At 63.1% G+C, this 16,246-nt stretch carries 10 protein-coding genes and 1 pseudogene; 1 reads left to right on the top strand and 10 read right to left on the bottom strand.

What is annotated here, in order from left to right; genetic code table 11:
- Positions 1-54: 54 nt before the first annotated feature.
- The 10 genes and pseudogenes from EHS19_RS07990 to EHS19_RS07945 all read right to left on the bottom strand — a co-directional run.
- Positions 55-561 (bottom strand): annotated as a pseudogene (locus EHS19_RS07990) (DUF501 domain-containing protein); the annotation flags it as partial.
- A 77-nt stretch (positions 562-638) separates the two neighbouring features.
- Positions 639-1,274 carry an FtsB family cell division protein gene (locus EHS19_RS07985; RefSeq protein ID WP_421745458.1) on the bottom strand — a complete coding sequence of 212 codons (636 nt, stop codon included), beginning with the start codon at positions 1,272-1,274 and terminating at the stop codon, positions 639-641.
- Between the two features lie 191 nt (positions 1,275-1,465).
- Positions 1,466-2,764: a phosphopyruvate hydratase gene (eno, locus tag EHS19_RS07980; protein ID WP_151917237.1), complete on the bottom strand. Its 1,299-nt coding sequence runs from the start codon at positions 2,762-2,764 to the stop codon at positions 1,466-1,468.
- 294 nt (positions 2,765-3,058) lie between these two features.
- Positions 3,059-4,045 carry an AEC family transporter gene (locus EHS19_RS07975; protein ID WP_151917236.1) on the bottom strand — a complete coding sequence of 329 codons (987 nt, stop codon included), beginning with the start codon at positions 4,043-4,045 and terminating at the stop codon, positions 3,059-3,061.
- Between the two features lie 136 nt (positions 4,046-4,181).
- Positions 4,182-7,829 carry a transcription-repair coupling factor gene (gene mfd / locus EHS19_RS07970; RefSeq protein WP_151917235.1) on the bottom strand — a complete coding sequence of 1,216 codons (3,648 nt, stop codon included), beginning with the start codon at positions 7,827-7,829 and terminating at the stop codon, positions 4,182-4,184.
- A complete protein-coding gene (gene pth / locus EHS19_RS07965; protein WP_151917254.1) occupies positions 7,819-8,418 on the bottom strand; it encodes an aminoacyl-tRNA hydrolase in 600 nt (199 codons plus the stop codon). The genes mfd and pth overlap by 11 nt, the downstream gene beginning before the upstream one ends.
- Before the next feature lie 164 nt (positions 8,419-8,582).
- Positions 8,583-9,107: a GNAT family N-acetyltransferase gene (locus tag EHS19_RS07960; protein ID WP_151917234.1), complete on the bottom strand. Its 525-nt coding sequence runs from the start codon at positions 9,105-9,107 to the stop codon at positions 8,583-8,585.
- A 97-nt stretch (positions 9,108-9,204) separates the two neighbouring features.
- Positions 9,205-9,639, bottom strand: coding sequence for a hypothetical protein (locus EHS19_RS07955; RefSeq protein WP_151917233.1), 435 nt, complete (start codon positions 9,637-9,639; stop codon positions 9,205-9,207).
- A 110-nt stretch (positions 9,640-9,749) separates the two neighbouring features.
- The gene (locus EHS19_RS07950) at positions 9,750-11,006 is read right to left on the bottom strand and encodes a nucleoside hydrolase (protein WP_421745455.1); all 1,257 of its coding nucleotides are present in this window, start codon (positions 11,004-11,006) and stop codon (positions 9,750-9,752) included.
- 1 nt (position 11,007) lies between these two features.
- A complete protein-coding gene (locus tag EHS19_RS07945) occupies positions 11,008-12,096 on the bottom strand; it encodes an ABC transporter substrate-binding protein (protein WP_421745453.1) in 1,089 nt (362 codons plus the stop codon).
- Positions 12,097-14,278: 2,182 nt separating this feature from the next.
- Between EHS19_RS07945 and pyk the strand changes: the two genes are divergently transcribed.
- Positions 14,279-15,721: a pyruvate kinase gene (gene pyk / locus EHS19_RS07940; RefSeq protein WP_151917232.1), complete on the top strand. Its 1,443-nt coding sequence runs from the start codon at positions 14,279-14,281 to the stop codon at positions 15,719-15,721.
- The last annotated feature ends 525 nt before the right edge of the window (positions 15,722-16,246 follow it).

Here is a 16,246-nt window from a genome sequence, read left to right as displayed (position 1 = left end):
CGGCGAATCACCCGGCGAATCACTCAGCGAATCGCCCGGCGTGCAGCCATCCGCGCACCGACAGATATTCGGATTGAATTCACCGGCGATGCGCTCCAACGTCATGTCGCCGATCGGATTGACGCCATGCCCCATCACCAGCGACTGTGCGACCAGCGCGTGAAGGCATTTGACGCGAACGGGCATGCCGCCGGCACTGACCGATGCGATGTGGCTCTCGTCGTCGCCGAGGCGCATGGCCAGCGCGTGACGGAATGCGATGTACCGCCGATGCGCGTCCAGATACCGGTTGCGCAGGCTTTCGTCCGCGGCCAGCAGATCGTTGTATTCCCTCATCACGCCGGCTGCCTCGACGTGGGAGACGGCTTTGACCGCTTCGGGAGAGGTCAGATAGCATGTCGTCGGGAACGGTATGCCGCCGGGCAGCATCGGTCGCGTGACGACCGCCAGCGGACGCCCGCACACGCAGCGCGCCCCCACGGCGACCATGCCACGCGGGTAGCGTCCGAGCTGACGCTCCACGATGGCGATGTCGTCGTCGCTTGCAGGATGAGCAAGCATGCGCTCGGCCAGTTCGTCGGCAGCCGCCTCAGTGGTCGTGTCGGGAAAAGCGGGTGTCTGATTCGCCATGGTTGCGGTCACTGATTGTCGTCCTTGTTCTCGTTGCTGGTATCGGTCTTGCTACTGGTGTCGTTCTCGTTGCTGGAATCGTTCGCACTGCTGCCGACGTTGTCGTCGGCATTCGCGTCGGATTGCGCGCGATCGGCCTTTTCGAATGAGTACGCCAGTTCACTGTACCAGGGCAATGTCTTGCCTGATGCCTCACCGTCGGCGTTCGCCGAATCCTTCGCGCCGCTCTCCCCCGTCACGGCCTCGGGATGGGCGACCTTGACGACCTGTTCGCCGGGAAAGACGAATCCGAGCCGCTCTCTGGCCTGTGCCGCCACGTACGCCTTGTCGTTCCATCGTTCGATGTCGTTTTCAAGGCTTTCCTTCTTGGCGATCAACGCCGCCTCCTGCCGTTTGAGCCCGTTGAGCTCTGACAGGTTGAGCGCATACGTGTAGAACGTCGACAGCAGCTGGATGGTTCCCAGCGCGACGATGAACAGCGTGACGAAAAACGCGATGGGCCCTGCGCTTCGCGTCCGCGCGACGGAACGACCCCGACCGGAACCGCGTGACGATCCTCTCGCGGAACCGGCCGCGCTCGTCTTCGTCGGCTTGCCCGCCTTGCCTGTCTTCGGATTCGTCGTTCCTCTCATGCCCGACGACATGGATCCTGACGATCGGGATGCGGTGGATGCCGTCGACGTTCTCCGGTTCTGTCTGCTCATGCCGCTCATATCGCAATAAAATACCCGTCGCGTCCGACGAGGAACGCGACGGGTCCTGAATGTGCTCGTACCCTTAACGATCAGGGTGCGATCATGATCATGCCGATATCACCGGTGGGTGCCGAAACGGCTCACTTGGCGATGTACTTCTTGCAGGCCTTGAAGGCGCTGTAGCCGGCGTACTGAGCGGTGGAGCCGAGCTCCTCCTCGATCTCGAGCAGGCGGTTGTACTTGGCAACGCGCTCGCCACGGGCCGGGGCACCGGTCTTGATCTGGCGGGTGTTCTTGGCGACCGCGAGATCGGAGATGGTGGTGTCCGGGGTCTCGCCGGAACGGTGGGAGACCATGGAGGTGAAGCCGTTGGCGGTGGCCAGCTCGATGGCGTCGAGGGTCTCGGTGACGGAGCCGATCTGGTTGAGCTTGACCAGCAGGGAGTTGGCGGCGCCCAGGTCGATGCCCTTCTGCAGGCGCTTCGGGTTGGTGACCAGCAGGTCGTCGCCGACGAACTGGAGGCGATCGCCGAGCTTCTTGGTGATCTTCGCCCAGTCGTCCCAGCCCTCTTCCTGGTACGGATCCTCGATGGAGACGATCGGGTACTCGTCGATCAGCTGCTCGTAGAAGTTGAGCATGTACTCGGCGTCGCGCTCGCCACCCTCGAAGTGGTACAGGCCGGTCTCCTTGTTGTAAAACTCGGAGGAAGCCACGTCGAGGCAGATGCCGATCTGCTTGCCAGGCTCGTAGCCGGCGGCGGAGATGGCGTCTACGATGTAGTTCAGGGAGTCCTTGTTGGACTTCAGCTTCGGAGCGAAGCCGCCCTCGTCGCCGAGGCCGGTGTTCAGGCCTTCCTTCTTCAGGACGTTCTTGAGGGTGTGATAGACCTCGACGCCGGCGCGCAGAGCCTCGTGGAAGGTGTCGAAGCCGTACGGGGAGATCATGTACTCCTGGATGTCGGTGGCGAAGTCGGCGTGGGCGCCGCCGTTCATGATGTTCATGTTCGGAACCGGCAGGATGTGGCCGTTGGTGCCGCCGATGTAACGGTACAGCGGCAGATCGGCGGACTCGGCGGAGGCGTACAGGGCGGCCAGGGAGACGCCCAGGATGGCGTTGGCGCCCAGACGGCCCTTGTTCGGAGTGCCGTCGAGCTCGATCATCAGGTCGTCGAGAGCGCGCTGATCGGAGGCATCCATGCCGATGACCTTCGGAGCGATCTCCTCGTTGACGGCCTTGACAGCGTTCAGAACGCCCTTGCCGCCGTAGACGGACTTGTCGCCGTCACGACGCTCCCAAGCCTCGGCCTCGCCGGTGGAGGCACCGGACGGAACCAGACCACGGCCCTCAGCGCCGTCCTCGGTATCGAGGATGACCTCGACGGTCGGGTTGCCGCGGGAATCGAGAATCTGACGCGCGTAGACGCTTTCAATAACTGCCACAACTACTCCTTTAACGTTTTGGTTGTGATGACAGACCTAAGAATAGTGGAGTTTATGGACGAGACGCAAGAGCGCGCGACACGACGATGTGAGCGCTCACATACCACGTGAGAATTCATCTTCCCGTCATTTTGGCGTTCATTTGAGCGCCGATGGGCGAAGCCTGGCCCGTATCGATCCGCGGATGCCGGGGACGCTCGGGCATCTCATCGCGCATGCCGATCCCACGGCACGACTTGCGCAGCACCGGCCCTCCAACGCCACGCATCCAACACCGCGCCTCCAACACCGACGCTACAGCACCACAGCGGAGACGACGGCAAGGGAGACCAGCGAGAACAGCGTGCTCACCAGCACGAATCCGGTCGCATAATCCGGCATATTGCCGCGTCTGCCGCAGAACATCGCGATCGTGGTCATCGTCGGCAGACCGGCGATCAGCGAGATCATCACGATCATGTCATGGCTGGCCGGTAGCGCGCCGAACCGCGCGCTCCACGACAGCAGCGCATACAATGCCAGCGGAAACAGAACCATCTTGCCGACGAGTCCCACATACAATTCGTGTCGTCGCAGCACGCCCCACCAGCGTGTCGTGGCGAACAGGCCGCCCAGATAGATCAGCGACATCGGCGTCGCCATGCCGCCGATCGTATGCAGCGGCCGCAGCAGCATCCCCGGAACATGCACACCCGCCAGAATCAGCGCCAGCGCGATCATGATGCCGATGAACGCGGGATTGACGAAGCGCCGCAGCAGACCCGCAATACGCCGGCCGGCAGACGGCCGAGCGACGGAACGACGCGACTCGTCCGTCCCTGCGACCGGCTCGCACAGCCACACGCCGTACGTCCACAGAATCGACTGGTCGATGATCGACATCAGCGCCACCCAGATCGCGCCACGATCGGGGAACAGCGACATGATCAACGGAATGCCGAGAAAACCGGCATTGCCGAACACCATCGTCGCCTGAAAGACCCGCCTACGCGAGCCATGCAGCCGCAGCAGCCGCGAGAAGGCGAAGAACGCCGCCGCCAGCAGCGCGTACATGATCGCCGTGAGCAGCATCACGCCCCAGTTCGCCGCCAGATCGCCGCGAGTCGCACCATCCACGGCGTTGGCGAACACCAGCACCGGAATCAGCACGTTGAGCAGCAGCGCGCACATGCCGTTCAACGCGACCGTACCGTACAGCTTGAGCCGCACGCAGCCATATCCGACCAGCAGCATGATGAGAAACCCCACCAGCTGGCCGATCACCACGACAAACTGATCCATGCCCGATGTACATCTCCCTTTGCGACGTTCATTCGCTGCATATCCGTTGCGCCATCCTTGTTGCGCAATCCTTGTTGCGCAATCCACGGCGTGACTTACGTTCCAGTATTTACGTTGCGCAATCCGCCGGCGACGACTATCCGCGATTGCGCGACTCGCCGCCGCCCGGCTTCCATGCGAAGTCGTTGAGCAGGTCGTTCACCCAGTCCATGACCTGCTCGCCGCTCATCGGACCGGAGCCGAGCGAGCCGGCGAACGGGGCGGGAATCGTATAGGTGTGGGTGAGCGGCCGGTACTGCGCGCCCTTGTAGATGCGGTTGATGCGCATCTGCATCGACTCGGACGGGTCGATTTTGCCGACACGCACGTTGCGTCCCTGCGCTATGATCTCCGAGATGCCGAGCCGGCGGGCGCGCATGCGCAGCCGCGCCACGCCGAACAGCGTCTCGAACTCCCCGGGCAGCTTGCCGTAGCGGTCCGCAAGCTCGTCGGCCAGCTCGCGCAGATCGTCCTCATCGTGCGCCGCGGCGAGCTTGCGATACGCCTCAAGCCGCAGCTTGTCGGAATTGATGTAGTCCACCGGAATCGACGCCTCGATCGGCAGATCGATGGTCACGGCCAGCGGCTCGAACGCCTTCTGCGGCTCCTTGTACGCCTCGACCGCCTCGGAGACCATGCGGATGTACAGGTCGAATCCGACGCCTTCGATGTGCCCGGACTGTTCGTCGCCGAGCAGATTGCCGGTGCCGCGCAGCTCGAGATCCTTCATCGCCACGTCGAAGCCCGATCCCAGCGCCGTGTTCTGCGCAATGGTCGCGAGCCGGTCATGCGACTGCTGCGTCATCGGCTTGGATGGATCGTACAGGAAGTACGCGTACGCGCGCTCACGGCCACGCCCGACGCGGCCGCGCAGCTGGTGCAGCTGCGAGAGGCCGAACTTGTCGGCATGATCGACGATCAGCGTATTCGCATTCGAGATGTCAAGTCCCGTTTCGATGATCGTGGTGCACACGAGCACGTCGATGTCGCGATGCCAGAAGTCGCGGATCACCTGATCAAGCTGCTTCTCCCCCATCTTGCCGTGCGCGATGCCGACGCGCGCCTCGGGCACCAGCTCGTGGATCCTCGCCGCGGTCTTGGAGATGTCCTGCACGCGATTGTGCACGTAGAACACCTGGCCGCCGCGCAGCAGTTCGCGGCGCACGGCCGCGGTGACCTGCGCATCCTCGTACGCGCCGACATACGTGAGCACCGGCAGGCGATCCTCGGGCGGGGTGGCCAGCGTCGACATCTCGCGGATGCCGGTGACCGCCATCTCCAGCGTGCGCGGGATGGGCGTCGCCGACAGCGAAAGCACGTCCACGTTCGTGCGCAGCGCCTTGAGCGTCTCCTTGTGCTCGACGCCGAACCGCTGCTCCTCGTCGATGATCACGAGCCCCAGATCCTTGAACTTGATCTTGGGGTTGAGCAGCTTGTGCGTGCCGATCACCACGTCGACCGCGCCGGATTCCAGTCCCTCGATGGTCTCGTTGATCTCCTTGGTCGTCTGGAAGCGGCTCATCGCCGCGACGGTGACGGGGAATCCCTCATAGCGTTCGGTGAACGTCTCGTAATGCTGCTGGACGAGCAGCGTGGTGGGCACGAGCACGGCCACCTGCTTGCCGTCCTGAATCGCCTTGAACGCGGCGCGCACGGCGATTTCGGTCTTGCCGAAGCCGACGTCGCCGCAGATCAGGCGATCCATCGGCACCGGCTTTTCCATGTCGGCCTTGACCTCGTCGATCGTGGTGAGCTGATCGGCGGTCTCCTGGTACGGGAACGCGTCCTCCAGCTCCTTCTGCCACGGCGTATCGGGGCTGAACGCGAAGCCGGGGGTGCGGCGACGCGCCGAATACAGCTTGACCAGGTCCTCGGCGATCTCATGGACGTGCTTGCGCGCCTTCGCCTTGGTCTCGGCCCAGTCGGAGCCGCCGAGCTTGTTGAGCTTGGGCACCTCCGCGCCGATGTATTTGCTGACCAGATCGAGCTGATCGGTGGGGATGAACAGCTTGTCGGCCGGGGCGCCGCGTTTGCTTGGCGCGTATTCGATAACGAGATACTCGCGGGTGGTCCTGTTCGCCCCGGTGCCGATATCGCGTTGGCGCATGCCGACGAACCGCCCGATGCCATGCTGCTCATGCACGACGAAGTCGCCGGGCTTCAATTCCATCAGGTCGATCGCCTTGCGGCGTCGCTTCGGCGTCTTCGCGACGCCCGCCGCGGATGAGCGCCCGGTCAGGTCGCGTTCGGTCAGCAGCGCGATCCTCGCGGCCGTGTCGACGAACCCGTCGATGGCCTGCGAGCGGATGACCTCGAAGCTGGCGATGCCGGTCTCGTTGATGGCCCGCTTGAGTCGGGCGAGCGTGCCCTGCGCGGCGGCGGTGACGGCCACCCGATAGCCGGAGTCGATCAGTCCCTCGATGCCCGCGGCGGCCTTCGTCTCATTGCCGCGATACTCGCCGGGATTGCGCGCGGCGAGCTGCATATGATTGGGCATCGTCTCGTCCACGCCGAAGCTGGACAGCTTCCATACGTCATGCCTCGAATAGGCAAGCGCGCTGACCGTCTCCTCGAAGTCGAGGAAGCTCGCCTGATCGAAGCTGATCGGCGCGCCGGCACCATGACCGGAGGCGGCGACGTGCCAGCTTGCGGCGAGGAACTCGTTGGCGGTCTTGGCGAGGTCGTCGGCTGCCCGACGCAGTTTTTCGGGGTCGGACAGCATGATGACCGCGTGATCGTCGAGCATGCCGCTGATCGGCTCCATGTCGTCGATCAGTGCGGGCATGAGCGATTCCATGCCTTCCACGGGAATCGCATTGGCGATGGACTCAAGCATGTCGTCGGCGTTCGGAATCTGCCCGATGAGGCTCTTCGCCCGATCGCGCACAGCCTGGGTCAGCTGCAGCTCGCGGCAGGGCGTGGCCCAGATGCTCGCCAGCGCGTCACCGTACGTACGCTGGTCGGAGGCGTGGAACTGCCGGATCGTGTCGATCTCGTCGCCGAAGAACTCGATGCGCACCGGATGCGGCGCGGTGGGCGGGAACACGTCGATGATGCCGCCGCGCACGGCGAATTCGCCGCGATCCATGACCAGATCGACGCGCGTGTACGCGTTTTCGACGAGCCTGGCCGACGCCTCGTCGAGCGCCAGCTCCTCGCCGCGCGCGAACACGAGCGGTTCGACGTCGCCGAGTCCCCGCACGACCGGCTGGATGAGCGATCGCACCGGCATGACGAGGATGCGGATCGGCCCGAACATCGGATTCGTCGCGCTCGGATGCGTGAGCCGCCGAAACACGGCCATGCGACTGGCGACCGTATCGGCGCGCGGGCTGAGCCGTTCATGCGGCAGCGTCTCCCACGCCTCCAGCTGGGCGATGTCGTTCGGATCGCCGTCATACCAGGAGCGCAGCGCGCCCACGGTCTCCTCGGACTCGCGCCCGGAGGCGACGACGAGCACGACCGGTCTGCCGCCGCGCCGCGCCGTCGCCGCCGCGAGCGCCGGGCGAAGACCCTCGGGAACGCCGACGGTGATGGCCGGATCGGTGCTCTGCGCCGGACGCTCACCAGAACACCCGCCAAGACGCTCGCCGGGATGCTCATCGATGCTGGGTTCGATCTCACCGGCCACGAGATCATGGAAGGCCGTGTCGCCCTTGTCGAGCGTGTCCAGCAGTGCGGCGAGGGTCCCATGCGTCTGGCCGGCGGCCGAAGCGGCCTGATCGCGCGTGACGCTATCGGCCATTGAACTTCTCCTGGGTCTTGGCAAGCCCGTCGAAGATGATGGATTCGGCGGCGTCGGCGCCATCCATCAGGAAGTCCGGCAGCTGTTTGCGCTGATCGGGGCCGAATCCGCCGAGCACCCAGTTGATGGTGTTGTCGTGCGCGTTTGCGCCGCGCCTGGCATGACCCACGCCCATGCGCACGCGGGCGTACTGCGGCGTGCCGAGCGCCCTGTCAATGGACTTGATGCCGTTGTGCCCGCCCGCCGAGCCGCCGGCCTTGACTTTGATGCGCCCGAATTCCAGATCCATGTCGTCGTGGATGACGACGACATGGTCGGGATCGATCTGATAGTAGGCGCTGATCGAGGCGACCGCGTTGCCCGAATCGTTCATGTAGGTCAGCGGCTTGGCGAGGAAGAACTTGACCGCGCGTCCCTGCAGATGCATCGCGCCCTTGCCGAGCATCGCGAGTCCCTTGTGATCGGAGAACGCCACCGACCAGCGCTCGGCGAGCACGTCGGCGGTCATGAATCCCATGTTGTGCCGCGTGTCCTCGTATTTCTTGCCCGGATTGCCCAATCCCACGATCAGCCAGAAATCAGATGCCATCGTCTCGCCCTCCCAGCGTCCATCGTCCCGTGTTCCGTATTCCATGTTCATCGAATGCAGCCGCGCGCCATGCCGATGCGGCGCCGTCTGCGCAAACACAGGCATCATACCCGCGCCCGACGTCAAGCCCGCCCCGGACCCGTGTTCCGGCACGGCACCGACCGTCAGCGAAGCAGCCTGACCCAGTAGCTCATGTCGTGGAGCCGCCCGTCGCCGCTGGTGACCGCGCCCTGGAGCAGACCGAAGCGGGTGAAGCCGAAACGGCGCATCAGCGCGATCGACCCGGCGTTGTCGGCATAGATGATCGCGGCAGCATGGGTGAAGCCGCGATCACGGGCGGCGTCGAGCAGCCATTGGACCATCGCCCTGCCGAGACCCTGCCGGTGATATGCGCCGGCGATGTAGTAGCTCAGTTCGGTCACGCCATCGTAGCCGGCGCGCTGATGGAATTTCGACAATGAGCCGAATCCCGCGGTTGTGCGTGTTCCGGTCGCCGGGTCGACGACGTCGATGACGACGACCGGATAGCGGTCGCGCGGCTGATGGGATTCCACCCAGGCGAGTCTGGCCTGACGGGATACGGGTTCCAGATCGGCGGAGGCGCCGCCGCGAATCACCGCCTCGTTGTAGATGTCGGTGATCGCGGTCAGATCGTGCGGCTCGGCCGGGCGAATGGTGTACGTCTGCATAAGCAACCAAGCATAGCCTCATCGGCATCCCGACGCGAAACCCGCAACGGCACCAACCTCATAAGCAAACCTCATAAGCAAACCTCACAAGCAAACCTCACGAGGATTCGTAGAAGTCGATCGCCTCCTTGATGTCGCCGCCGAACACCGCCCGCCCCTTGCGGATGACGATGCCCCGGTGGCAGAACTCCTTCGCCATGCTGGTCGAATGGGTGACGAACAGCACGGTCACGTTCTCGTTGGCGATGATGCCGCTGACCCGCTCGCGGCATTTCCTTGCGAATTTGCGGTCGCCGACGGCAAGCGCCTCGCCGCGCGGCACCGTGAAGCTCAGATCGTCGTTCGCGTTCACCACGCTGTAGGGCACGCGCTTCGAGAAGGTGGCCAGCAGCCGCAGCTTGTCGTTCCTGAACAGCTTGTACCGCTTGGTGACGTGGTCGAACCGCACGGCGACGGGATTCGACGCATCCTCGTCGCGAATGACCGTGGCATCCCCCACGCGGGTGACGTTGGGCGGCACGCTGGACCGCACGTTGGCAGACGCATTGGACGCGGACGCGGCGCGCGACGACGAATCAGACGACGGATCAGAGGACAGATCAGAAGCGAATCAGCGGCTGATCAGCGGGCATAGCACCTAGTTCAGCGGCACAGCGCTTCGAGTCGCTCCCGGAACATGGTCGTGAAGCGCCGCGCATCCACGCCGAACGCCACATGCGTGGTCTTGTTCGTCTGGCGCAGACGGGTCGGGTCTCCGATGGTGCGCCCGCGCACGCCATGCCCGTTGCCGGTGGCGGTCTCGGTCATCATGTTGATCGGCAGGCAGTCGACCAGCGTCGGGTCAAGTGCGACGGCGACGGCGAGCGGATCGTGCAGCGGGCTGCCCGCAAGGAAGATCGGATCGCTCGACTCGTTCGCGTTGATGTAGAAGCGGACCATATCGGCGAGGAATGCACCGCGGCGTGTGCCCGTGGCACGCCACGACTCGGCGTCCTCGCGGGTCATCAGGCACTGGTGGGTCACGTCGAGGCCGACCATCGTCACGTCCACGCCGGAGCGGAACACCCGATTCGCGGCCTCGGGGTCCTGGAAGATGTTGGTTTCGCAGACCAGATCGTAGCAGTTGCCCTCCTGCGTGAGGGAGCCGCCCATGATGACCAGTTTCAGGTTCGCCGCGATGTCGGGCGCCTGACGAATCGCGGCGTCGATGTCGGTGAGCGGACCGGTGGCGACCACGGTGACGTCGCGGCCGAGGCGACGAACCGTGTCGATGATGAAGCGCACGCCTTCACCCTCGCGGGATGCCGCGGCGGCATCGGCCATCGCCGCGTAGGTTGTGGCAGCGACGCCGGCGGCGGACGCTGCGGCAGACGCAGCGGTTGTGGCGAACGCAGCGGTTGTGGCGGCGGAGGCATTGGTGGGGGCAACGTCGGTCGCGACGACATCGACATGCTCGCCGCCGACCGATTTGATCAGCCGACCGCGAAAGGCGGCGGATGAACGGGCGGCCTCGGCTGATCGGGCAGCACCGGCCGCATGGTCGCCGTCACCGGTATGATCGCCGGCATGATCGAGATCGCCGCCCTGCGGCATGTAGGTGGCCGGATTCACGTTGCCGAGTCCATTGGAACCGTGGAATCTGGCGCATCCTTCATCCACTTCGAACAGATCGGCCCATGACGGCGCCTCGCACCCGGCGAACACCGGTATGTCGTCGCGTCCGAACAGACGCAGCACGTCGCGGCTGTTGCGCACCGCGCTCTGCGCGGTCACGTTGCCGTAGGTGCCGACGACTCCCAGCAGATCGGCTTGCGGAGAGGCGAGCAGATAGCTCAGCGCGAGCGCGTCGTCGATGCCGGTGTCGGCGTCGAGCACGAGGCGCGTCATGGGCTCGGTCACGTTACTTGGCTCCCTTCAGGAACTCGTTGGTGGCGCCGTCCTTGGACTGGGGCACCTTGTCGGTCGGATTGCCGTTGGCATCGGTGTAGGCGTGTCCCTCGCCGAGGAAGTCGAAGCGCTCCTGCGTGCCGGTGAAATCGTTGGTGCCGAGCACGAACGAGCCGTCCTTGATCTTGGCGGGGTCGCCCCAGTACTGGCCGTCGACGATCACATGCATGCTCTTCTTGACGAAGGCCTCCTCCAGATGGTAGTCGGCGGCCTCCTTGACGAGGATCTTCGCGGCGTCGTCGGGATTCGAGTAGGCGTACTCGTAGCCCTTCTGGGAGGCCTGGACGAACTTGCGCACCAGTTCGGGGTTCTCCTTGATGAGCTTGTCGCTCGTGATGATGCCGATGGCGTCGCCGTTGCCGGGAACGCCGTAGTCGGGCTCGGTGAAGCAGTTGAGCTTGGGACCGTACATTTCGGCCTGCACGCCCTCCCAGGTGGAGTAGAATCCGCCGAAGTCGGCCTGTCCGGATTCAAGCGTCTTGAACGTGGAGGTGCCGACGGTCACCTTGTCGAACTCGCCCTTGCCGCCATCGTACTGGACCATGCGCTTGATGACGATGTCGGATTCGTTGCCGCCGAACGTGGCGAACGTCTTGCCGTCGAAGTCCTTCGGGGACTTGATGGCCGTGTTGCTGGCGAGCGCGCACCAGATCGCGCTGGGCTTCTGCTGCACCTGCATGACCTGCTTGATGTGGGCGCCCTTGAGGTCGGTGTAGCTGGCCGCATTGTAGAGGTTGGACACGGCGAAGTCGGCCACGCCGTTGTTCACGGCAAGTTCGGCACCGGTCTTGGAGACGGCGATGATGTCGACATCAAGGCCGGCATCCTTGAAATAGCCCTTGTTCTTGGCGACGTAGACGCCGATGTGGTTGGTATCGGCGGTCCATGCCAGCATGAAGGTGACCTTGGTCAGTTTCGTGTTGGAGGAGTCCGCCGTATTGGATGCGCCGCCGCAGCCGGCGAGCGCGAACGACGCGGCGATCGCGGCGGTGGCCGCAAACACACGGGTGACGGTCTTTCGGATGGTTGACGCGATGGTCATGATGATTTCCCTGCAATCGTTTCTCTCGACGCGCCGGCTGCGCAATGCCCTGCTGGCGTTGCCGCCGGCGCGCATCGTTCTCTGGGACGCTTTCGGGCGGATTTCGACAGAGAACGATGCAATAGGGCCTGATTCCGTCCGTCCAATGCCCCCGTTCGAGCGCACGACCTTGCACGGATTCCTGGCTGGTTCCGATTGGTCGACTCGACGGTTTGCCACACATTGGCGCTGAAGCGATACCGATTCTACCCGAATCCGTGACAATCGCCCAGAGGCGTGGACTGTAGCCGTGAAGTGAACGGCAGAGCCGTTCGCAGACAACGTCGCCCGACGATAGTCGAGCCGGCAGGCCGCGCGCGAAACGTGTCCGCAGCTGCAGACCGGGTTGTCAGCGAAGCTGATTGTGGAGAGGAAGTAGTTCCCCCTCCGATGATTACGAGACAGCTGGTTGCCGGCCAGCGCCCAGCGATCGAAATTCGGGAGAAGAACGGCGATCTCCCGAATTACGTTCACTGAGCACCGATCAGCGATCATTTTTCGGGAATTATGCCCATTGCTCCCGAATTTCGATCACTGAGGAGTCGGCAGCGATCGAAATTGTGGGAGATAGCGGCTGGTTTCCCGAATTTCGATCACTGGGAGCCAGTGGCCTATCTCGCCAATAATCAAGAACTCCATCTCTCGTTTCCTTCCCCAGTCGGTTTCGATGCCAGTCACCTTGCTCACGGGGCTTATACCTCCGAGCAGCAGACCACTAGTATCCTGCGTCAGAAATGCGTTGACGAATTCACTACCCCTCAGTCCCGCTTCGCGGGCCAGCTCGTCCTGTAATTATGGACGCGCTTCGCGCGCATCCTGCTAGCTCGCCGGTCGGCTCGCACAGCACCTACAAACAGCTCCGCTGTTTGCTTTACAGTGCTGGTCCCGCAATCACGGACGCGCTGCGCGCGCGGTTTGCCGGCTCGCCGGTCGGCTCGCACGTTGCCTACAAACAGCTCTGCTGTTTGCCTAACGGCAACGTCCTGACAAAGGGAGCCAACAATATCATCAGCGAATTTCTGACGCACTTCTGACGCAGAACATTAGTGAGGATTTGCGCAAGAAATTCTCGGGGAAAGTGGCGAGTTCGAGATTCTCTTGCGCTGAGCTGCTTTGTAGCGCTAGTTTTTCTCGAACTGTGGGTTTGTTTCGAGATTCTCTTGCGCTGGGCTTGATGGTGTCGTAGCCGCAGCTGGGGTTGCCGCAGCCACGCGATGGAGAAATGCCCCATTTTTTCATCGCGTGGCTGTGTGGTCTACCACGGGGCGGCGTGTGACCGACTGCATCGCGTTGTTTGGGTCGTTTTTGCGGCCATGCGACCGGTTGTGATCGGTCACATCGTGTGGCATGACAAATCGGACAGCCACGCGATGCAAAAAACGCCTGTTTTCTCATCGCGTGGCTGCGAACGATAAACCGTGATAAAACCATCATCGTGTTGAATAATTACAAAATGGCGGAATTCCAATGTTTCTGGACCATGCTGCGTCAGGCGTGCGTGTCACGGGACGTGGAAATAGGGTGAAACGTCGTCGCATGACAAATCGGACAGCCACGCGGTGCAAAAAACGCCTGTTTTCTCATCGCGTGGCTCCCGCACCAATCAAATCCAGCCATGCATTGCGATGTGACCGCTTACATTTCATCGCGTGGCTGCAACGGTTGGCTGCAACGGTCGGTGTTTGGGTTCGGGGCGATCGCAATTCGGGAAAAGATCGTTGATCTCCCGAATTTCGATCGCTGCCGATGGCTCAGTGAACGAAATTCGGGAATGGAGTGGCTATCTCCCGAATTATGATCGCTTGGAGCTCCTCAGTGAACGAAATTCGGGAGCAATGGGGATTATTCCCGAATAATGTTCACTGACGCGACTCCGGAGATCATTATTCGGGAGATGATCGTTATTTTTCCGGCGCCGCACGCTCGTCATCATCTGTTCGCCCGGTATTCATGGAACCGGTCACGCAGCGGGTAGCCAAGCATCGCTATCGCTTAATAGGAAAATTGCGCCATGCCGCCATTGTTAGCGCTCACAACACACCGTGCAAAATGGTGGCTAGAGTCGTGGAAATCTAGTACACTGTCGATTGGCAACGGGCCGTCCGGCCCATGTTCAAGTCCAGAAAAGGATAGGCAGGCATTCATGCGTAAAGCCAAGATCGTTGACACCATCGGACCTTCCACCGAGTCTCTCGAAGGCATCACCAAGCTCGTCGAGGCCGGTATGGACGTCGCACGTCTGAACCGTTCGCACGGCACCCCTGAGGATCACCTCAAGGTCTACAACAACGTGCGCGCGGCCTCCAAGGCCATCGGGCGTAACGTCGCCGCCATGGTCGATCTGCAGGGCCCGAAGATCCGCTGCGGCTGGTTCAAGAAGAACGCCGAGGGCGAGGACAAGGTCCAGCTTCAGCTCGGCCAGGAGTTCATCATCACCACCGACGACGTCGAGGGCGACGAGCACATCACCTCCACCACGTTCAAGGGTCTGCCGGGCGACTGCCACCCGGGCGACCCGATCCTGATCGACGACGGCAAGGTTCGTCTTGAGGTCACCAAGGTCGAGGGCAACAATGTCCACACCAAGGTCGTCGTCGCCGGACCGGTCTCCAGCCACAAGGGCATCAACCTGCCGGGCGTCGCCGTCTCCCTGCCGGCTCTGACCGAGAAGGACGAGGCCGACCTGCGTTGGGCCATCCGCACCGGTGCCGACATCATCGCCATGTCCTTCGTGCGCTTCGCCACCGACATCGATCGCGCCCACGAGATCATGGACGAGGAAGGCCGCCGCATCCCGATCGTCGCCAAGATCGAGAAGCCGCAGGCCCTTGAGAACCTTGAGGACATCGTCAAGACCTTCGATGGCGTCATGGCCGCCCGTGGCGACATGGCCGTCGAGTGCCCGCTTGAGGAGGTCCCGCTGGCCACCAAGCGCATCATCGAGCTTGCCCGCCAGTACGCCAAGCCGGTCATCGTCGCCACCGAGGTCCTCGGCTCCATGGTCCACTCCCCGGTGCCGTCGCGCGCCGAGGCGTCCGACTGCGCCAACGCCGTCCTCGACGGCGCCGACGCGACCATGACCTCCAACGAGACCGCCGTCGGCGAGTACCCGACCGAGACCGTCGCCACCATGTCCCGCATCTCCGGCTTCGCCACCGAGCACGGCTTCGACCGCATCCCCGAGCTCAAGGATCTCGACATGTCCTCGACCGGCGCCGTCTCCTCGGCCGCCGTCGATCTGGCCGACAAGCTCAACGCCAAGGCCATCGTCGCCTACACCCAGACCGGCAACACCGTGCACCGCGTCTCCCGCGAGCGCCCGGCCGCCCCGATCTACGGTCTGACCAACAACGAGCGCACCTTCCACTGGCTCGCCCTCTCCTGGGGCACCGAGGCGTTCCTGCTCGATGAGGATTACCACGACAAGTCCCGCAAGGACCTCATGGCCTTCACCGACAAGGTTCTCAAGAATGCCGGCAAGGTGGCGGACGGCGACAAGATCGTCGTGCTGAGCTCCGCTCAGGGCGAACACGCCGCCGGCTCCACCGACACCATCTACGTGCACACCGTCGGCAACGCCGAGTGAGCATACGAGTACAGTCGCGCTCAGTCGCGGCCCGATGCGGCGATTGATTGATCGCAGCTGAATCAATATGACTCAGGTCCCTTCCGTCAAGTGACGGGAGGGACCTGCGTCGTTATCGGTATGATGTCGTCGGCATAGTGACTATTTGCGAGAATTCTGCTGTTTTCGTGGGTTGGATGGTGGGGCACGAGAGAGACGCGAGCGAGGGGCGCTGCTGTAGCGCAAGGATTTCTCGGGGAAAACGGCCGTCTCGTAAAATCCTTGCGCACAGGAAGCACAAGAGAAGCACAAGAGAAGCACAAGAGAGACGGAAAGTGCGATCGAGAAAGGTAGAGCTAGAAAGAGGTAAAAAGAGACGCAGGAGGTGAGCCGGAGAAGGGTGCCAGAGCAGGGACACCGCTTGGTGCAAGGTCCTTGGTTCTTCTTGGACGATGAGCATCCTACCCGAATAGCGCCCTTCCACTACCATCCCAACGGTTCAGCAACGAACCACCACACACGATAACGACACGACACAGCAGAGAC

This window comes from Bifidobacterium jacchi (assembly GCF_009078285.1).
GTDB classification, from domain to species: Bacteria; Actinomycetota; Actinomycetes; order Actinomycetales; family Bifidobacteriaceae; genus Bifidobacterium; species Bifidobacterium jacchi.
Note: the sequence above shows the minus strand (reverse complement) of the source record. Positions and strands in the feature narration are given on the sequence as shown.

What these genes read in the sequence shown, in the direction of transcription:
- mfd (WP_151917235.1), bottom strand. Translation starts at nt 7,829, where the DNA reads ATGGCCGATAGCGTCACGCGCGATCAGGCCGCTTCGGCCGCCGGCCAG.
- pth (WP_151917254.1), bottom strand. Translation starts at nt 8,418, where the DNA reads ATGGCATCTGATTTCTGGCTGATCGTGGGATTGGGCAATCCGGGCAAG.
- pyk (WP_151917232.1), top strand. Translation starts at nt 14,279, where the DNA reads ATGCGTAAAGCCAAGATCGTTGACACCATCGGACCTTCCACCGAGTCT.
- EHS19_RS07945 (WP_421745453.1), bottom strand. Translation starts at nt 12,096, where the DNA reads ATGACCATCGCGTCAACCATCCGAAAGACCGTCACCCGTGTGTTTGCG.
- EHS19_RS07985 (WP_421745458.1), bottom strand. Translation starts at nt 1,274, where the DNA reads ATGTCGTCGGGCATGAGAGGAACGACGAATCCGAAGACAGGCAAGGCG.
- EHS19_RS07975 (WP_151917236.1), bottom strand. Translation starts at nt 4,045, where the DNA reads ATGGATCAGTTTGTCGTGGTGATCGGCCAGCTGGTGGGGTTTCTCATC.
- EHS19_RS07960 (WP_151917234.1), bottom strand. Translation starts at nt 9,107, where the DNA reads ATGCAGACGTACACCATTCGCCCGGCCGAGCCGCACGATCTGACCGCG.